The organism is Exiguobacterium sp. s161 (genome assembly GCF_018619045.1).
Classification (GTDB): domain Bacteria; phylum Bacillota; class Bacilli; order Exiguobacteriales; family Exiguobacteriaceae; genus Exiguobacterium_A; species Exiguobacterium_A indicum.
Genome location: NZ_JACSNH010000001.1, coordinates 218,596 through 236,666 on the forward strand (window position 1 = coordinate 218,596; position 18,071 = coordinate 236,666).

Sequence of the window (18,071 nt, forward strand, 5' to 3'; positions counted from 1 at the left end):
GTAAAACGATTTATCCTACCTATTATTTTTGATACCCGTCTGGATTTTTAGATTGCCAGCGCCAAGCATCCTTACACATATCATACAAGTCTTTCTCCGCTTTCCATCCGAGGAGGCGTTCTGCTTTTGAAGCATCCGCATAACACGATCCGACATCACCCGGACGTCGTGCCGTGATCTTTCGATCGATTTGCAGAGACGTCGCATCTTCGAACGTCGCGACGAGTTCAAGCACACTTGTCCCTTGTCCCGTTCCTAGATTGAATGCCTCGATCCCGGAATGATCATGATAGAGTGCCTTGATATGTCCTTTCGCTAAGTCGACGACATGGATATAATCGCGGACACCCGTACCATCATCCGTATCGTAATCATTTCCGAAAATTTGAAGGGTGTCGAGTTTTCCAGCAGCAACTTGTGTCACATATGGCATCAAGTTGTTCGGAATACCGTTTGGATCCTCACCGATCAGACCGCTCATATCGGCACCAATCGGGTTGAAGTAGCGGAGTAATGTGATATCCCACGTCGGATCAGCGAACGCGATGTCTTCAAGCATCTGCTCGATCATCAGTTTCGTCGCACCATAAGGATTCGTCGCGGAGCGCGGAGCAGATTCGGTGATTGGTGTCGTCTCCGGCACACCGTAGACGGTCGCAGATGAACTAAAGACAAGTTTTTTGACATCATGTCGGTCCATCACTTCGAGTAGGACGAGCGAACTGATCAGGTTGTTTTGATAGTAGAACAACGGGCGTGATACCGATTCACCAACCGCTTTTAAACCGGCAAAATGAATGACAGCATCAATCGAATGGTTTTGGAAGATCCGTTCGAGTGCCGATTCATCCCGCACGTCCGACTCATAGAATGTGACCGTCCGGTCCGCGATGTGTTCGACACGTTCAAGGGCACTCCGATGACTGTTACTTAAATTGTCGACGACGATGACTTCATGACCCTCTCGTAGCAGTTCGAGACAGGTATGGCTGCCGATATAGCCAGCGCCTCCTGTTACTAAAATGTTCATAGGATACCCTCCGTTAAATTCCATTATTTATCTAATAATAGCATAAAGAGAGCGGTTTTTTCTTGATTTTGCTTTACATCCGTTTTGTTAGACGAATCAGCTGAATACGCGACTCGGACTCGATGATCTGTAATTGATAATGGGTGCTTATGCGCAGTCGTCCCGCTGTATTCGTCCGCTGGAACGTCCCAAGACGCGCCAACTCTTTTTGGGAAAGGCGTGGGCTCTTCCAATCGATGGCGTATGCGCGATCATCGATGAGGTGTACGGTGAATGACTCATACGTCCATGTTTCATCTACAGCCGTTTTGATTTTCTGTTTCGGTGATCCGAGACCGACCCATGTCGTAGCGGGATCATCCAATAGATCGGTCGCTCGTGTTTGTTTCGGAAGCGTCATATATGCGTCCGTCCATTTCAACAGCGCCTGATCCGTCATCATGGAACCAATCGTTTTTTCGGATAGGTCGCTCGCTTTCATATATGCCTGCGTCCGGTCAGGGAGCTGGATACGCGCACGATCCTTGACGATATCGAGGACAGGGAATGCATCACCAAAGTCGGCGGATTGAAGAACGGTCGAGGAATCAGGATGACGATAAATCGGACTCGATTTCGTGGAGACGAAATGATAGATTACGTCTTTCTTCGCCCATGTCTGATATCCCCATGTAGCAAGCGCACCAATACAGAAGCAAGCGAGCGCGAGGAGGACGAGTCGCCAGGACAAGACTCGCTTTTTCGGTACTGCAGTGGGCGTCGTCTGCTCGAGCGGCATCTCGTCTCCTTCATCTAGTAAAGGAACAGATGTAAGGAAACCATAAAAGTCGGCGATGCTCTCGTGTGGATGACCGTCCAAAAATCGTTGCCACTCTTCTGGACGAACCGTATCTTGCTGAAACGGTCGCGAGGGTGCTATCCCTGTCAGATGAAGGCAGGTCGCCTGAAGCGAAGAAGAGGAAGACAAGGACAGCAGGATTCGTTCATGGAGACGCTTGATATCAACTTCCGTGTGAGAGGTATAGAATTGTAAAGCGGATAAGGCGCGATGCATAAGGCATCCTCCTTCCTTCTAACGTCAGGATATGTATGAATTTTCCGTTTCCTTTTATGATATCATTTTTTATGGAACGACGAATGAGAAAAGGGGGAAGGACGATGATCGATATTCATAATCATCTCTTGCCGTTGATCGATGAGGGAGCGACTCATGTCGAAGAAACGATCCGCATGGCACGGCGTGCTGCTGCAGAAGAGGTGCGCCGAATCATCGCAACACCATATGCGACGCATGCGACAGCAGAAGAAGTCCAATTGATCGTAGCAGAGCTGAATGTTTTACTGGCCCAGCGACAGATTCCTGTCCTCGTCTATCCGGGACAACAGACGCGTTTGACACTCGGATTGCGTGATGCGGTCAACCAAGGGCACGTCTTGACTTTAGCGGATACCGCCTATCTGTTAATCGATTGCCCCGACGATCCGCTACCGGTCTATACGGAAGAAGTCATGACCGGATTAATCGAAGACGGGTATTTGCCAATCCTTGCGCAACCGGAAGATAACGCAGAACTTCTCGAGCATCCTGAACGTCTGGTCCAGCTAATTGAAAAGGGCGTGCGTTGTCAACTGGCGACACACAGTATTCTCGGTCATCACGGAGAAGAGAAGAAGCTATTTTGTCAGCGTGCCATTCAAAAAGGATGGGTACACTTCATCGCATCCAACGCTAAAAAAGCAACAGACCATCTTCATCTTATGCCGGCGTATCAACAGATTGAACAGTGGTCTGGAGCGAATGTCGTCGATCGATTAAAATGGAACGCTGAACAAATCTTGGTATCACCGCCAATTGTCTAATACATGACAGTGAGGATGACTCAACAGTCAGTCTCTACAAAGGTAAGGGTGGCAGAGTGATGATCTGCCACCCTTACCTCATAACAAAAAGAGTGACGCGTCATACGCCACTCCTACAGGAAAAGCGCATCTTTGCGCTGTCAGAGACAAACAAGCCCCAATTTCATGCCTGAATAAGGCAGGAAAACTGACTTGAGTCTCGCCTGAGGAAAGGGCGTGAAAAGACGTGTCATTCTTTTTTGTCAGCCTTATTTTTTAAAAAACTTTTCTAATAAATCAAAATCCTGAAAAATATATGATATGATATCATTACTTGGTACTAAAAATATTCAAGCGATTAATCAATATGGGCATGATTACGTTCGAATCTCCGAGGACATCGTCACGTACGCCGCTCAATTCTTTCATTTTTTAGGCATCATCATCATTAGCGTCGTGAACGCTGGAACAACCCGAGGAGGAAGTAATACATGAGTAAAGAAAAAATCGCACAGCTGCGCAAACATGTCTCGCCTTTTGAGAAGGCAGACATCAAGGCCAGCATCCGACAGATGATCAATACGATCCTGCCGTTTCTCGTCATTTGGTTTTTGGCGTATCAAGCACTTCACGTGTCAGCCTGGCTCGCAGTACCGCTTGCGATGATCGCTGCGGGATTCGTCGTGCGGATGTTCATCATCTTCCACGATTGTACACATGGTTCGTTTTTCAAAAACAAAAAAGCGAATGCAATCGTAGGAACCATTACAGGTGTACTAACGCTATTTCCATACGAAAAGTGGAAACGAGAACATGCGATTCATCACGCTTCAAGCGGTAACTTGGACAAGCGGGGCGTCGGTGATATTTGGGTAATGACAATCGAAGAATACATTGCGTCATCGAAATGGACGCGATTGAAATATCGACTCTATCGGAACCCGCTCGTCATGTTCGGACTAGGTCCGTTGCTCTTGATTTTAGTGACGAGTCGTTTCAACCGAAAGGATGCACGGAAGAAAGAGCGTCTTAACACATATCTCATTAACGGATCACTAGTCGTTTTATACGGTGTCTTGATTTACTGGATTGGCTGGCAAGCATTCTTGATCATCCAAGGGACGACGATGTTCACAGCGGGCGTACTCGGTATCTGGTTATTTTATGTTCAGCATACATTCGAGGATTCCTACTTTGAAGATGAAAACGAATGGGATTACGTCAAGGCTGCGATCGAAGGTAGTTCATATTACGAGCTGCCAAAAGTATTACAGTGGGTGACAGGAAACATCGGTTTCCATCATGTCCATCACTTGAGTCCGCGTGTACCGAACTATCATCTAGAGAAAGCACACGTCTCGACACCACCGCTTCAAAAGGCGACGACGATCGGTTTGTTCTCTAGCTTAAAATCTTTACGCTATAAACTATACGATGCAAAAAATAAGACGTTCGTCACGTTCCAGGACATCAAGCATCTCCTGCGTGAACCAAAACCGTCATCACTTTAAGTCTGTAGCACTTTATCTTTTTTGAGATAAGGTGCTTTTTGCTTTGAAATCACAAGAAGTTGACCGATAAAGAGTAAGGAATGGAAAAATATAGGCACGACAAAATTGAAAATGTTACTCTAAACTAAAGAATAAAGAGAAGAGACATATAGAAAGAAGGACTGGCATGAAAGGAAAAATATACTTTTGGCTTTTGTTTTTAAATGCGATTGCGACAGTAGGGGCACTGGTCTATCTGTCTTTTGAACTGGGGGCTTTGGGCCTTGTCTTAATGGGGCTAACGATTGTCTGGATCGCCTGGAAAATATTACGACTCTTTTCCTCGGTGATCCGATTGCAACAAGAAGGCATTGAGGTAACCGAATATCGTTTTCCGGAACTATATCATGATATCGCGTCGTTATCGGAACGTTTGAATTTAAAGACACCACGCATCTATATCGTCGGAGACGACGTATCGCCGATTAGAGGCGTGAGTCTGTTCCGAACGAACGTGTTTTTTTTACCAGAGAAAGCCATGCGGGAGCGAAATGAGTTCGAACGAGTTCGAGAGTTACTTCGTCTGAAGCATAATGACGAGGAAAAACGCTTCGCATTACTACTAGGCAGTTGGATTCCGTTTTTAAGACCGGCTTATTTACGAACGATATCCTTATACCGGGATCGTCAAGCCCTGCATCTTGTAGACGATCCAGATAGTGTCATGCAGAGTATTCTAAAAGAAAACGGGCGGCACCAATTGATCAATGAAATCGATGTAACAGCATATTTAGCTGAAAAGAGGCAGATTACGCTAGCTGAAGTCGTTAGCGAAATGGTCTACGCGACACCGACGACAGACAGACGATTGATTGAATTAGGCTGGATGTCACGCGAGACTCCTACTGGGCAGCATGCTGTTCGATTCTTGTTGGTAGCATCGAGTATAGTAGCATTCGTTTTGATTGGCTGGAGTGTCCAGAACGTTTCGTTTTCAAATGAAACCGCAAAAGCTGTCGTCACCTCATCGGATGAATCAAAGGCGAATGGATTGCAGGAAACGAAGTTGATGGCTGCCATTCAAAAAGGTACGTTGGAAGAAGTTCAGAAGGAGTTACCGGACGGAGATATGAAAGCCGTGGATGCAGATGGTGATACAGCACTTCACTATTTAGGGTATCGCAAGTCAAGTGAAGGACTGAAGGAAATCTTTGATACGTTACTTAAGCAGGGAAGTGATGTGGACGCGATCAATGACTTCGGAGAACGTCCGTTCATCACAGCAGTATATAGTAACAATAATGAATTAGTAGAACTGTATTTAAAGAACGGTGAAAACATCAATCAGCTTGATGATCAAAAGTACACACCTTTACATCATGCGGTGGAAGGGGAAGGCGTTCAAACCGTGAAAGTATTGCTAGAACAAGGGGCAGACGTCTCGATTAAGAATAAGGATGGTTTGACGCCTTTGATGTTGGCACAGCAATATGAATTAGACGACATCATTCGATTGTTAAAGCAACATACGTCTCAAACGTTATAAGAAAAGTGCTCCTCCCGAAATCGGGAAGGAGCACTTTTTACGAACTTATTTACCTTGAAGAGCTGGATCCACGTTAAGGATACGTCCTTCAATTTTATAATCGATTGTTTTCTTCGAAATCGCGTAGTCGCGGAACGTTTCCCAGTCAGAGAGACCGAGGTCTTTCACACGTCCTGATTTATACGCATCTTCAAATGGTGTCAAGAAGTCGCTTCCTTTAGCAGTGAAAGCGTTTGTGGCAATCGTGTACGTTTTAGCCGGATCAATCGCTTCTTCTACACCGCCATCTTTCGTAAGCGTCATTTTCGTGACACGTTGACCTTTCGCTTTTGAACCATCGTACTCAAGTTTCATGCCTGATACTTGTAAGAACCCACCATTTTCAATTGGTGCAATTCCAACACTGATTTCAAAGAGATCTTTAAGTTGTGAACCGTTCATTGTCACGAGTGCAAGCGTGTTACCGAATGGTAATGTTGTCAAAATTTCACCAGTAGTAAGTGGACCTGCATCGATTGCGGCACGGATTCCACCACTATTTTGAACGGCGATGACGGTTTCTGGATTAATCGATTTTGCTTTAGCAAGCATACCGTCTGTGATTAAGTTACCAAGAGCAGTCTCGCTATTACGGACGTTAACATCTAAACCATCGCTTTTCCGTGGGTTAGGTAACGCAGTGACAATATTTACACCGACTTCTTGATTCTTAATTGCTGAGATTTTGTCAGCATAAGGCTTCAGGATTTCAGTAGCACCTGCATCTGGTGTTTGTGAAGCGACATCAATCAATCCGCCTTTATAAGATTTAAGTTGTCCTTTATAGTTGAATGTCATGCTGACATCCCCTAATTTTTTGCTATATTCATTTGCTTGAACGATAATGGTTGGCTCTGTCTTTTTGTCACTCGTTGGGACATATTCAGGTGCCTTTAATTCTGTGTGTGAATGTCCACCAACAATGACATCAATTCCATTTACATTTTGAGCAAGTTGAATATCGTTATCGATTGCTGGATTATCATCGTATCCAATATGCGTTAATGCAACGATTTTGTTGATGCCACGTGCCTTGAACTTATCAACTGTCGCTTGAGCACTCTTGATATAGTTCGAGAATGCAATCGTACCAGGGCTCGAAATACCAACTGTTTCTTCTGTCGTCAAGCCGAAGAAACCGACTTCTTCACCGTTGATTTTTTTGATGATACCTTGATAGATCCGTCCGTCTTCCGGCCCAGACGTGATTGTTTTCTTTTGCATGCCGTTAAAGAGTGGATTTTTACTAAAATCCACGTTTGCTGTGATGAACGGGAAGTCCGCACCGGCAACGAAGGCTTGCAAGGCAGCCCCTTGATCTTGAGCACCCAAATCAAACTCATGGTTACCGAACGTCATCATGTCATATTTCATGTAGTTCATGAGTTTAAGATCGGCTTGTCCTTTGAACTCATTGAAGTAAAGTGATCCTGAGAAGACGTCACCAGCATCAAGGAGAAGCGACGGTGTACCTTCGGCGCGGTAAGCGGCACGGCGCTCTTTAATAGCAGTCGCTCGTTTTGGTGCAAGATCAAGCGAAGCATGTGTATCGTTCGTATGGAGCAAGGCAAGGCTGAAATCATCTGTATTGATGTCACGGACGATGATTTTTGCTTTTGTCGTGACCGTTTTGCCTTTATGCGTCAAGCTACCTGTCGCATAGTAAGTACCTGACTCACTCGTATCAACTTTGCTCCATTTGATTTCTTTATCGTAGACTTTGCCGTTAGCGTAAAGAACAGCTAGTTTTTTAGGAAGGACTGGTTTTTGATCGACTGAAATCACTTGTTCCTTAACGGACTCAATGATTTTGATCACATAATTCTCGACGTGAATCTTTACTTCGATTGGGAGCTTTTTCTTACCATATGTGCCATGAACCGTTTGGTAGCGATTGAAGATGTGCTTATTGTATGCACCCCATGAGATTTTTTCTCCCTTGTATGTAGCCGGAAGTTTAACAGGCTCACCCTTCGTGAAAATGAGAGACTTCAATTTGACCGTCTTGACTTTGACATGTGTTGCAGCAGATACGGTCGTTTGTGCAGCCGGCACGATTGCCGATGTCGTCAATGCGACAGCTACTGCTGCCGCGTAAAGCGGTTTTGATTTGTACATAAATAAAAATCCTCCCTCGAGATGATATGAGGTCAACCAGCGATCGGTAACCTCTTCTTCTACTATAAATGCTTAACGGACAATCGTGTCATGAACCTTTTGTAAAATGCGTAAATTCTTAGGTCCGACGACAATACAACTCTTGCAAGTCGTTTGTTTTCTTCTACCTGAAAGAAGAAAAGATAAATGATTGCGCTTACATTATATCTTGTTCCTCCTTCAAAAGAAACGTAGATTACAATAGATTGTAGGAAATTGTCCTCATTTTGAGAGAATCGCGTAGTAAACATTTTCAAAAAAATGTATAATTTACTATATGAAAAATATGCGATGGGGAGGCGGGAGTACGAATGGATGAAAAGATACGTAGGAGTCTACTCGTAGGTATACTTTGTATAATGGGAATCTTGATTATATGGGGGCTCGCCTCTCCACCGACGACAATTGAATTTCCTAACTTTACACATACCTAATCCTGTGAATGGATCGGCAAGGAGTCCTTGTCGATTTTTTTGTTTCAACGGGAAAGCTACAGTTTGGTGTCGGTTCACGCTATACGTTGACACGCTTTTTACGGATGGCTAGAATTGATTAAGTGTACTTCGTGTATACACAATTGAAAGCTAAACGAGGAGGGATGGATAATTAGACATGATATATCATGTCGATCGGAGGAATGTTCGTTTGAGGAATCGCGGACAGAACCCGTTTTTTGTTTGAATTTGATCCAGAATTCATTGAATTACAAATACATGCACCATGAAATCGGAAGGAACTTACACTTATGTTGAAAGAAATGAAAAGTATCATCCGGGAACAGGTTGAAAACTTTCCTTTGATTCGCCGGCTCGCGCGATATGAAATTAAGTCCGCGCACGCAGAACAACGCCTTGGTCTCTTATGGGAACTCCTCAATCCGGGTCTCCAAATTTTCATCTACTGGTTCGTCTTTGGTGTCGGTCTTCGGGGAAATGAAAATGTCGATGGAAACATTCCATTCATCGTATGGCTTCTCTGTGGGATCGTCGTTTGGTTCTTTATCAACGATGCTTTATTACGTGGATCGAACTCGATCAATAGTCGACTTGCGATGGTGACGAAGATGCGTTTCCCGATGAGTGCCATTCCGTCATACGTTATTTTGTCACGGATGTATCAACACTTCGCAATGCTTGTGATCGTATTCATCGTCATCCTTGCAAATGGGATTCCGATTACATGGAAACTACTTCAGTTGCCTTATTACATGATTGCGACATACATTTTCGTCTACGCATTCTCACTTTGTTTTTCAACGCTCATTACGCTCGTCAAAGATATTCAGCTCTTCTTGCAATCGATGATGCGGATGCTTTTTTATATGACACCGATTCTTTGGAATATTGAGCGGTTCCCGGACGCCCTGCACGGTGTCCTTCGCCTGAATCCGGTCTACTATCTTGTCGAGGGATACCGGGCGAGTCTGCTCGGAGGACATTGGGTCTGGCAGGAATGGCCAACTGGACTGTACTTCTGGAGTGTGACGCTCCTCTTGTTCACAGCCGGAACATTCTTGCATATCAAGTTCCGTAAATCATTCACTGAGCTCGTCTAAGGGAAGGAAATCGCCATGTCTATGATTAAACTCGACCATGTCACGAAACGCTTCGACATGGTTACGACTACGAAAGAAAAATTCAAGCTCTTGTTCAAGAATCAAAGCAAGAGCGTTAAAACATTCACTGCACTGCGAGATATCTCGCTTGAAATCGGCTCGGGTGAAGTCGTTGGACTCGTCGGAATCAACGGTTCCGGTAAATCTACACTTTCGAACTTGATTTCAGGCATCATCTATGCAAACGAAGGAGACGTCGCCATTAATGGTGAAGTCGCGATCATCGCCGTCTCACAAGGATTAAAGAATGTCCTGACAGGGCGAGAGAACATTCGCTTGAAGTGTCTCATGCTTGGGATGGATGATGCGGAAATCGAGCGTCGGATGCCAGGCATCATCGATTTCGCTGATATCGGTGATTTCATCGATCAGCCGATCAAGAAGTACTCGAGTGGGATGAAGTCGCGCCTCGGCTTCGCGATCGCGGTCAACGTCGACGCCGACATTCTGATCGTTGACGAAGCCCTTTCCGTTGGTGACCAAACCTTCTATAATCGTTGTATCGATAAGATGAACGAGTTCAAGGATGAAGGAAAGACGATCATCTTCGTCAGCCACTCATTGTCACAAATCAAGAGTTTTTGTGAACGCGTCATTTGGCTCGAATATGGTCAAGTACGACTCGACGGAACAACCAAAGATGTCTTACCGGAATATAAAAAGTTTCTTGCGGAATATAAAAAATGGTCGAAAGAGGAGCAACATCAATTTCGGCGTGACCGTTTAAAAGCACAAGCTGCTAATGCTCGTTCCGGGAAACAAAATACGGATTCAGAGGAAAACATCAAACATCCGGCATTGATCTTATCTGCGCTAGGTATTCTTGTACTTGCAGCAGGAAGCTTAATGGTCGTTGATGAGACGCCATCTTTGGCGAATTTAAGCGACGCTATCTTAAATTTCTTTTGATTCTCTGCGCCAGGTACCAATCGGTATCTGGCTTTTTATATCATGTAAGTAGGAATTAGTAAAAGGAGTGAAGAATGCTAAAGGAGAGTGGAAAAAGAAGGAATCATCGCAAATCAAGAAATGTAATCAAAAAAAAACGGAGTTCAAGACTCCGTTTTCATCAGGTTTGTGAACGATCCATATAGGTTTTGACGCGCGGTGCTTCATACGTTGCAAAACGTTCTAAAAGACGTTCAGCATCTGACTCGACGATCAACATTGTACGGTGTTCGGGAATCAAGAATCCTTGACGTTCCATCGTATCGAATAGGGAAATCAAGGGATCATAGTAGCCATCAATGTTCAGTACACCACATGGCTTTTCATGAAGTCCAAGCTGTGCCCAAGTGAAGACTTCAAAAAATTCTTCCATCGTTCCTGGACCACCCGGGAGAATGATGAATCCATCAGAGAGCTCTGACATTTTGGCTTTTCGCTCATGCATCGAGTGGACGAGATGCAGTTCGGTTAGTCCAGGATGCGCAAGTTCTTTTTCCTGAAGAAAGTGGGGAAGAACACCGATTGCTTGACCTTTAGCAGCGAGCGTAGCATCTGCGACTGCGCCCATCGTTCCAACGCGTGATCCTCCATATACAAGTCCGATGCCGCGCGCGGCGAGCGCTTGACCGAGTTTTCCTGCCGCCTCTCGAAAGAGTGAATCGGCACCATCTTTGGAACCACAAAATACAGCAAGTCTATTCATGAAAGAACCTCCTTCGTTGTTTCCACCATAGCATATTCGACGATGGGAAGGCAGAATGGAAAGGAGATCGATATGCGACCACGTACAATTGTTTGGCTCGTCCTAATCATCGCAGCAATCAATTTAGGACTTGGGATATGGATGCCCGATACATCGACTCGGACGACAATTAGTTCGATACTACTAGGCGTGATTGTAGTACTCGGTATCTTTTACGTCATTGCGTTACGACAATCATCTAAATAAAGATGCTCGTTCGACTCTAATGAGTTGAACGAGCATCTTTATTTAGATTTGAAAAAATAAAGCGATGGAATATTCAAAAGAATCTATTTTCATACACAAATTCAACACTTTGATGGATAGTTTGTAAAAAAAGGACAGTATTCAGGACATATGATACGTGTCAAAAGTAATGGTTATAATGAATAATGTGTAAAATAACATAAATATTCGTATTCGAATATTTAGAGGGGGTCTAAGGATATATGATGTTGTTACAAAGCCAGACGAAAAAAATTAGGAGGTTATTTATATGAACTTGAAAAAGAAATTAAGTTTAGCAATTGCTGCTTTCTCATTGACTGCTACTGTTGGAGTTGGCATTGCAAATCAACTTGATCATAAAGAAGTAGCAATCGAGCGTTTACCACTTGAGTACTCAGTCAAACGTGACGTAGCAATCGAGCGTTTACCACTTGAGTACTCAGTCAAACGTGACGTAGCGATCGAACGTTTACCACTTGAGTACTCAGTCAAGCGTGACGTAGCGATTGAACGTCTTCCATTAGAATACGCTACGAAGCGGGCGTAATTATTCAATCGATTCACTTATATTTTTTAAATAGTTATTTCGCACTGAAACAATAATTTTTTTATAGTGATTCATATTGAGCAAATCACACAAAAAATACGCCTTATCGTACGCATCAAGTATACCTTCTTTCGAAGCACCTAGTCTCTCTAAGCAATCTCCTTTTTGGGAATACAGTTGCCCTAGGAGAGACATATCTTTAAAGTTAAGACTTTCTTCGATTGCTTCATCAATTAATTGTAAAGCTTGATCATTTTTTGAGAACTCTAATAAAATCTTAGAAAAATTATACATGATTCTGATTTTTTCAGTCACTAAATCATCACTATCAAAGTTTAATTTTAGGATTTCCTCATAAACATTAATACTGTGTTGATAACTTTTATTTTCAGAGTATAGATTCGCAATAGCTGATTTAATACGAATCAACATATTAGGCGAATAGTGAGATGTTAGGTATTCTGTTGATAAGTTTTGGAGCTCTACGATACAGGTTCGATAATCGATTTTTTGAAGCCGATATGAACAAATATAATAGTAATATTTATAGAGTAAGACATATTCAAAAGAAGAATCATGCTGCTTTAAAATCTTTTGACTCTCTTTATAGATAGATTCAAAATCTAAATTTCTAAAGCGATATAATAAATCTTCGTCGATCGTCTTAAGTGAATCTTGTTGACGATTAGGATCTAAAAAAGCAGAAATTGAAACTTGTAATCGTTTTGATAACGCATATAACAACTCAACTGTTGGCGAATGTGTACCACTCTCGATCTTACTAATTTCTGCTTGACTGCAGATTCCACTTGCCAAGTCCTTTTGTGTCAAGTTGTGTTTTTTTCGGAGACGACGTAACGCTAAACCGATTTGCGGTGACGTGAAATGATCCATTGGATCCTCGTCCTTTCATGAAAATTGAACTGTTACTCAGTATCCATTTCTATTATAGAAGTGATTGCAAAGGGATACCATAGATTTACTTGATTTCATATCAATGTTTCATCGCCCGCCGTATTTGATTCAGAAAGGGGTACACCCATGACACTCATCTTAAAAGAAACGCGACGTAACATGACTTCTTGCGCTTGGTGTCTCAATGCTGCTACCGTCTCAGTCGCCCCCTTGGCTCATCGGGAAATGGATCAAACTATTGCTAAGTCTAAGAAAGATAGAAACAAGACTGCTTGAATCATTCTAAGGACTTCATTCGTATGTGGGATGAAGTCCTTTTTGCATGATTTTCATCAGAAAGGAGCAATCACATGATAGGAATTACGATCGTATCAGAACAGAATGGTTGGTTACAACGCTCACGTCCCTCTTCAGCGATGAGACACTTTTGTGAAACCCATCGTTTTTCTTTAGATGTTTTTGATTACGACATGCATACGTTCGAGGATTTACTGGATTATATGGATTTTCAAGAATATGAACATTATCTCTTTATTCTACAAGGTGAAGGAGAACGGACATTACGACTGGTTGCTTATTTGCAGCAGCAGATGCTTCACGTTCAGTTTCATTTAATTCGAGCGGAAGGTGATATCGTATTTGGACAACCCGATTTTCTAAATGGTTTGGAACTACCTCTCATATTTGAGGATGAAAAGTTAGTACTTCCCATCGTTCAAAACGAGTTATTGTCTTTGATGACGGGCGTTCATCGATATGCTTCACTATTCCAACCGCAACCGTTGCGGCATGTCTATATCGAAGATAGCTCATTGTTGAATCGTATTCCGGCATCTTTTTTCACATCGATGACAGTGAATAGTATCGTGTATTTCGATCATCCGATGCGTCACGATCTACCAATCATTGAATTAATGAGTCGGACGCCAGTCCTTCTTGCTTTCGTTGATACCTTGTCCCCTCCGCTTGAAACACGACTTGATGTTTTATCTCGGGCAGAACTCGCTCGTCAGTTGGAGCGCTGGAAGGATACCGGGTGGATTCAAAACGAACGATTCGCCGGTATATTGGATTATGCGACACAAGCTGGATTGAAAAATTCATATCGTCTTTTTTTCTTTGAAGATGGTATCTATGCGGATCGTCAGAAAACCGATCGGTTGAGTTCGGACATTTCTCTAATGGTTGAGCAAAGAGCAGGGCAGTTAGAGGCAATGGCCACACCAAAGGAACTCGAGTTATTTCCGTTACTCTATCAACTCGCAGGATCATTTTCAGGTGAAAGTCGATTTGTTACACCCTATTCAGATTTAGAATTACCACGAACGATTGGACGTATCGGTCCACTCACGTTGATTGGTATTCAAAACGAAGAGGGGTATTTCGCTTTCGATTTAACATCGATGCAACTATTCGAAACGAACGAAGCATTTTTGTGGATTCTTGAAGCTGATCAAAAAGAACAATTTGATGTATTACCAGAACGACTTGGAGCAGACTATGCAGAAGCGATTCGATACTATAAGGAGTTGATGTATCATGAGTGACGTATTATTTGGTCCATTTTTAAGAAAGGGAAGCTATTCACGTGTTGAAGTACTCGATCACGTTTATGCGGATGAACGTTTTGGGCAACTGTATCAAGAAGCGAAGCAAGTCACAGAAATTGATGAATTGACGTTTTATCGACGCTATCTACAAAAAGAAGAGAAGGTTCTGTTTTACGGCACGTTCGATCCAAAACTCTTTAATCTCTTATCTGATGAAGGATACGATTTATATTTGATCGAGTCAGAAATGATTCGGACACATCAAATCGATACACCGTACCGTCATAAAGTATATGGCTGGAGCCATGATGTGACAGACGTCGTAGGTCCTGAATTCTTTGATCGGATCGTTCTTCCTGGTACGACCATCATGCATTACAACCGTGGGGAACTGCTATTATTCTTTCGGAACATACGTCAACTTTTAGGTGTACATGGAAAACTGCTCGTTTCGTTGCACGATATTCCTTATCTAAGAGAATCAGAGCAGTCCATTTCGACTCGACGGATACATGATACTTTAATGTTCTTTGGTCATCATGTAGATGGCGAACGACTCTTATTTAATGCGTATTTAAAATCAGGTAGCGAAGAAAAAGTAAGCTATGCAATCGATTACTTATACAAACCTGAAACCTTATTTGAATTCGCGAAACTCTCTCGTTATGAAGGTCGATCAATATATGAAGGAAAAACAATTGTCGTTCTTGAATTCAATAAACAATAAGCTTTTGATAGAATAGAAGGAGAATAAATTAAAAATATATCTCCTAGTTTAGTTTGAATAGGTCTAAAGGCAGGGTATTGAGATACAGAAGTTTTGTATTGCGATTCAAAGTACATCATGAGAAAGAGGAGCCGGACCATCATGGAAAATCAGAACGAAACTACCTTTCAAAAAAGCTGTCTATCGTTCATTGAGACTTTGTTTCCAGACGAATCCTTTCACTTCTTAGAAGAATCGAGAGCAATGGATGCTTTCGGACATCACGGTATTCAATTGTTTTTTTCTTCAGAACTTCGAACGCTAAAATTCAGTCTTCTCAAACAGACACATCAACGATATGATCGTGTGTTTGTTTCGGAGAAAACTAAACAAAACACTTTTTTCCGAAGGCTGTTGGAGGCAACATATGAAGAAAATCAATTGTACATCGATCATGTCGTAAAAACCGATTAATCCAAAGAAAAGGCATGGGAGCGATTACGCCCCATGCCTTTTCTCTTTTTAGGCTTCGATCGATGCTGATCCGCGTTTTAACGCATGATCAATCGAAGTCGCCATCTCTTCTCGAACTGTAGTTGAGATCAGTCTACCATCGAAATAAATTTCTTTAGATAAACTCAAGTGAACAAGTAAATCCTCTAATACGAGCTTCAAATCAAGAGGTTTCGTCGGTTCGAGCGCTTGTTGTATGAATTCATTCAGAGATGGGTGCTGAACATGCTTTGGATCAATCAAATCAATGATTGTTGTATTTAAAGCAAGTGCTAAGCGTTCGAGGGATTGGGGAGTTGGCATCCGTTGTCCGCGTTCATATGCGGAAATCGTCGTCGCAGTTTCACCGCATTTTTCGGCTAGATGCTTTTGGGTGTACTTGTGCTGTTTTCGTAGTTGCATGATTTTTTTTCCAAGTGCGCGATTCATAGCGCTTCACTCCTATTCCTCAGGTCATCGTGTATAGTACTAATTAACCAATTATCGTACGGGAGAAACCTTTGAAATGTAAAAAACGTTTGAATAAGGAAATAAAAAGATAGTGAAATACTAAATTTGGCTTTTAAAACGATAGTCATGCTGAGGTAAATCACATGCTATTCTAAGGTGTATGTGAAAAAAAGGAGTGTCTTCATGAAAAAAATTACATGGTCTGGCTATGTTGTCCTCGCCGTTCTCTTAGTCCTCTTTATCTCAAGTTCGATGCCGTACCAGGCACAATCCATCAAACCAGGGTTATCGCGCTTCATTCCGTTAGGATTCGTCGATCATCTGCGTTTCATTTCTTTCTCGTATCACGGAGAAGTCAGTGTCGCTGCCCTCGGACGGAGTGGCTTCATTGAATTTTTCATTCGAAAAGCCGCTCACGTCTCAACATTTCTTGTGTTAGGTGTGGGATTGATTGATTTGACGCGTCGTCGCCTAACGACAGGACTGGCCGTCTTGTTTGCCTATTCGTTAGCAATCACGGTAGCGGTCTTTGATGAGTTTCATCAGATTTTGACAGGGGACCGGACAGGACTCATTCAAGATGTCTTACTCGATGGAATGGGGGCATTAATTGGAATTGGATGTTATCTACTCGTCTATAGGAAAAAAGTACGACGCCAAGCAGGAAGTCTTTCCTTCTGGAACGAAAAGAACAGGCATCACTTTTAACGAAGGAGACTGCCTTATGAAGACTTCCCATTTATTGATGACGAGCGTTGGTCGTCGGACGAAACTGGTCGAGTATTTTGTCCGTGAGATGTCAAACGGTCATGTCAGTACCGCGGATTGTAGTCCACTTGCACCGGGTCTCTATATGACGGAACGCCATCATCTCGTACCACGGATCGATGCACCGGATTATATCGAGCATTTACTTGAATTGTGCCAGCGGGAACAGGTGACAGCATTATTGTCATTGATTGATCCTGAACTGGAGTTACTTGCAGCGGCGACGGAACAGTTTGAAGCCATCGGTGTCACGGTCCTCGTCTCACCGATGGATGCCTGTCGTCTCTGTTTCGACAAGTACGCGATGTATACGTATTGTGTCGCGGAAGGGATCGCGCATGCGCGGACATACGTGACGCTCGAAGCATTCCGGAGCGCACTTGCGCAAGGGGAGGTCCAGTTCCCAGTCTTCGTCAAACCACGCAATGGGAGTGCCAGTCTCCATGTCCAGGCGGTTTCTTCACTTGAGGTCGTCGAAGGATTATTCGCTACCTATCCAGATTTATTGATTCAAGAATACTTAAGAGGACAAGAGCTCGGTGTCGATGTCTATGTCGACTGGCTGACGCATGAAGTGACCGATATCTTCATCAAGGAGAAACTCGTCATGCGTGCAGGAGAAACGGATAAGAGTCGTTCCGTTAAACGCGATGATGTCTTTGAACTGGTCGAGCACGTCTTAGATGGAACCGGTCTTATCGGTCCGCTTGATTTTGACCTGTTCGATGTGGACGGAACGCTTTACCTATCAGAGATCAATCCGCGATTCGGTGGGGGGTACCCGCATGCGTATGAATGTGGCGTCAATTTTCCGAAAGCGATTCAAAACAATCTCCACGGGCAACGTAATCCCCGACGCATCGGAGCGTATGTGGAAGACATCTATTTATTAAAGCACGATACGGTGACGCTACTGCCTGCCTCGCTGCTTGAGCAAATCAAAAAATCATAGGCACGAAAAAGGAGTGATCCGGTCGAGACCGGATCA

The 18,071-nt window shown here is 43.3% G+C and carries 18 protein-coding genes; 12 read left to right on the forward strand and 6 right to left on the reverse strand.

Going from position 1 to position 18,071, the window contains the following annotated elements; translation table 11 throughout:
* Positions 1-22: 22 nt before the first annotated feature.
* The gene (gene galE, locus KNQ14_RS01015; RefSeq protein WP_035396028.1) at positions 23-1,030 is read right to left on the reverse strand and encodes a UDP-glucose 4-epimerase GalE; all 1,008 of its coding nucleotides are present in this window, start codon (positions 1,028-1,030) and stop codon (positions 23-25) included.
* A 73-nt stretch (positions 1,031-1,103) separates the two neighbouring features.
* Complete coding sequence (locus tag KNQ14_RS01020; RefSeq protein ID WP_174316597.1) at positions 1,104-2,084, reverse strand: hypothetical protein; 981 nt, start codon at positions 2,082-2,084, stop codon at positions 1,104-1,106.
* A 104-nt stretch (positions 2,085-2,188) separates the two neighbouring features.
* Between KNQ14_RS01020 and KNQ14_RS01025 the strand changes: the two genes are divergently transcribed.
* From KNQ14_RS01025 to KNQ14_RS01035, 3 genes are all read left to right on the forward strand, one after another.
* On the forward strand, positions 2,189-2,890 hold the full coding sequence (locus KNQ14_RS01025; protein ID WP_075642989.1) for a tyrosine-protein phosphatase: 702 nt from the start codon (positions 2,189-2,191) through the stop codon (positions 2,888-2,890).
* A gap of 470 nt (positions 2,891-3,360) precedes the next feature.
* Entirely contained in the window at positions 3,361-4,380 is a 1,020-nt protein-coding gene (gene desA, locus KNQ14_RS01030) for a Delta(5) desaturase DesA (RefSeq protein ID WP_023469419.1), read from the forward strand.
* A gap of 166 nt (positions 4,381-4,546) precedes the next feature.
* Entirely contained in the window at positions 4,547-5,905 is a 1,359-nt protein-coding gene (locus KNQ14_RS01035) for an ankyrin repeat domain-containing protein (protein ID WP_214859302.1), read from the forward strand.
* Between the two features lie 45 nt (positions 5,906-5,950).
* Here KNQ14_RS01035 and KNQ14_RS01040 read toward each other — a convergent pair whose 3' ends face one another.
* On the reverse strand, positions 5,951-8,062 hold the full coding sequence (locus KNQ14_RS01040; protein ID WP_214859308.1) for a 5'-nucleotidase C-terminal domain-containing protein: 2,112 nt from the start codon (positions 8,060-8,062) through the stop codon (positions 5,951-5,953).
* Between the two features lie 796 nt (positions 8,063-8,858).
* On the opposite strand from KNQ14_RS01040, the gene KNQ14_RS01045 reads away from it, so the two are divergent.
* Positions 8,859-9,656 carry an ABC transporter permease gene (locus KNQ14_RS01045; RefSeq protein WP_235147601.1) on the forward strand — a complete coding sequence of 266 codons (798 nt, stop codon included), beginning with the start codon at positions 8,859-8,861 and terminating at the stop codon, positions 9,654-9,656.
* Positions 9,657-9,671: 15 nt separating this feature from the next.
* A complete protein-coding gene (locus tag KNQ14_RS01050; RefSeq protein WP_035396040.1) occupies positions 9,672-10,625 on the forward strand; it encodes an ABC transporter ATP-binding protein in 954 nt (317 codons plus the stop codon).
* Positions 10,626-10,785: 160 nt separating this feature from the next.
* Here KNQ14_RS01050 and KNQ14_RS01055 read toward each other — a convergent pair whose 3' ends face one another.
* Positions 10,786-11,367: an LOG family protein gene (locus KNQ14_RS01055; RefSeq protein ID WP_035396042.1), complete on the reverse strand. Its 582-nt coding sequence runs from the start codon at positions 11,365-11,367 to the stop codon at positions 10,786-10,788.
* 72 nt (positions 11,368-11,439) lie between these two features.
* Between KNQ14_RS01055 and KNQ14_RS01060 the strand changes: the two genes are divergently transcribed.
* Together KNQ14_RS01060 and KNQ14_RS01065 are read left to right on the forward strand one after the other, a co-directional pair.
* Positions 11,440-11,613: a hypothetical protein gene (locus tag KNQ14_RS01060; protein WP_023469413.1), complete on the forward strand. Its 174-nt coding sequence runs from the start codon at positions 11,440-11,442 to the stop codon at positions 11,611-11,613.
* Positions 11,614-11,902: 289 nt separating this feature from the next.
* The gene (locus KNQ14_RS01065; protein ID WP_214859310.1) at positions 11,903-12,181 is read left to right on the forward strand and encodes a hypothetical protein; all 279 of its coding nucleotides are present in this window, start codon (positions 11,903-11,905) and stop codon (positions 12,179-12,181) included.
* Here KNQ14_RS01065 and KNQ14_RS01070 read toward each other — a convergent pair whose 3' ends face one another.
* Entirely contained in the window at positions 12,182-13,075 is an 894-nt protein-coding gene (locus KNQ14_RS01070; RefSeq protein ID WP_023469411.1) for a helix-turn-helix domain-containing protein, read from the reverse strand.
* A gap of 371 nt (positions 13,076-13,446) precedes the next feature.
* Between KNQ14_RS01070 and KNQ14_RS01075 the strand changes: the two genes are divergently transcribed.
* The 3 genes from KNQ14_RS01075 (at position 13,447) to KNQ14_RS01085 (ending at position 15,826) form a co-directional block, all read left to right on the forward strand.
* On the forward strand, positions 13,447-14,643 hold the full coding sequence (locus KNQ14_RS01075) for a hypothetical protein (protein WP_214859312.1): 1,197 nt from the start codon (positions 13,447-13,449) through the stop codon (positions 14,641-14,643).
* On the forward strand, positions 14,636-15,373 hold the full coding sequence (locus tag KNQ14_RS01080) for a class I SAM-dependent methyltransferase (RefSeq protein ID WP_035396050.1): 738 nt from the start codon (positions 14,636-14,638) through the stop codon (positions 15,371-15,373). Before KNQ14_RS01075 ends, KNQ14_RS01080 begins: the two co-directional genes overlap by 8 nt.
* A gap of 141 nt (positions 15,374-15,514) precedes the next feature.
* Entirely contained in the window at positions 15,515-15,826 is a 312-nt protein-coding gene (locus KNQ14_RS01085) for a hypothetical protein (RefSeq protein WP_023469407.1), read from the forward strand.
* 48 nt (positions 15,827-15,874) lie between these two features.
* On the opposite strand, the gene KNQ14_RS01090 is transcribed toward KNQ14_RS01085, so the two are convergent.
* A complete protein-coding gene (locus KNQ14_RS01090; protein ID WP_023469406.1) occupies positions 15,875-16,294 on the reverse strand; it encodes a helix-turn-helix domain-containing protein in 420 nt (139 codons plus the stop codon).
* Positions 16,295-16,498: 204 nt separating this feature from the next.
* On the opposite strand from KNQ14_RS01090, the gene KNQ14_RS01095 reads away from it, so the two are divergent.
* Positions 16,499-17,023, forward strand: a complete 525-nt coding sequence (locus KNQ14_RS01095) for a VanZ family protein (protein WP_214859314.1) — start codon at positions 16,499-16,501, stop codon at positions 17,021-17,023.
* Positions 17,024-17,039: 16 nt separating this feature from the next.
* Entirely contained in the window at positions 17,040-18,035 is a 996-nt protein-coding gene (locus KNQ14_RS01100; protein ID WP_174316591.1) for an ATP-grasp domain-containing protein, read from the forward strand.
* Positions 18,036-18,071 lie beyond the last annotated feature (36 nt).

Excerpts from the sequence above, each read along its gene's own strand:
- KNQ14_RS01080 (WP_035396050.1), top strand. The coding sequence starts at position 14,636 with ATGAGTGACGTATTATTTGGTCCATTTTTAAGAAAGGGAAGCTATTCA.
- KNQ14_RS01070 (WP_023469411.1), bottom strand. The coding sequence starts at position 13,075 with ATGGATCATTTCACGTCACCGCAAATCGGTTTAGCGTTACGTCGTCTC.
- KNQ14_RS01055 (WP_035396042.1), bottom strand. The coding sequence starts at position 11,367 with ATGAATAGACTTGCTGTATTTTGTGGTTCCAAAGATGGTGCCGATTCA.
- KNQ14_RS01045 (WP_235147601.1), top strand. The coding sequence starts at position 8,859 with ATGAAAAGTATCATCCGGGAACAGGTTGAAAACTTTCCTTTGATTCGC.
- KNQ14_RS01040 (WP_214859308.1), bottom strand. The coding sequence starts at position 8,062 with ATGTACAAATCAAAACCGCTTTACGCGGCAGCAGTAGCTGTCGCATTG.
- KNQ14_RS01075 (WP_214859312.1), top strand. The coding sequence starts at position 13,447 with ATGATAGGAATTACGATCGTATCAGAACAGAATGGTTGGTTACAACGC.
- KNQ14_RS01085 (WP_023469407.1), top strand. The coding sequence starts at position 15,515 with ATGGAAAATCAGAACGAAACTACCTTTCAAAAAAGCTGTCTATCGTTC.
- galE (WP_035396028.1), bottom strand. The coding sequence starts at position 1,030 with ATGAACATTTTAGTAACAGGAGGCGCTGGCTATATCGGCAGCCATACC.
- KNQ14_RS01050 (WP_035396040.1), top strand. The coding sequence starts at position 9,672 with ATGTCTATGATTAAACTCGACCATGTCACGAAACGCTTCGACATGGTT.
- KNQ14_RS01025 (WP_075642989.1), top strand. The coding sequence starts at position 2,189 with ATGATCGATATTCATAATCATCTCTTGCCGTTGATCGATGAGGGAGCG.
- KNQ14_RS01095 (WP_214859314.1), top strand. The coding sequence starts at position 16,499 with ATGAAAAAAATTACATGGTCTGGCTATGTTGTCCTCGCCGTTCTCTTA.
- KNQ14_RS01100 (WP_174316591.1), top strand. The coding sequence starts at position 17,040 with ATGAAGACTTCCCATTTATTGATGACGAGCGTTGGTCGTCGGACGAAA.
- desA (WP_023469419.1), top strand. The coding sequence starts at position 3,361 with ATGAGTAAAGAAAAAATCGCACAGCTGCGCAAACATGTCTCGCCTTTT.
- KNQ14_RS01020 (WP_174316597.1), bottom strand. The coding sequence starts at position 2,084 with ATGCATCGCGCCTTATCCGCTTTACAATTCTATACCTCTCACACGGAA.
- KNQ14_RS01090 (WP_023469406.1), bottom strand. The coding sequence starts at position 16,294 with ATGAATCGCGCACTTGGAAAAAAAATCATGCAACTACGAAAACAGCAC.
- KNQ14_RS01060 (WP_023469413.1), top strand. The coding sequence starts at position 11,440 with ATGCGACCACGTACAATTGTTTGGCTCGTCCTAATCATCGCAGCAATC.
- KNQ14_RS01065 (WP_214859310.1), top strand. The coding sequence starts at position 11,903 with ATGAACTTGAAAAAGAAATTAAGTTTAGCAATTGCTGCTTTCTCATTG.
- KNQ14_RS01035 (WP_214859302.1), top strand. The coding sequence starts at position 4,547 with ATGAAAGGAAAAATATACTTTTGGCTTTTGTTTTTAAATGCGATTGCG.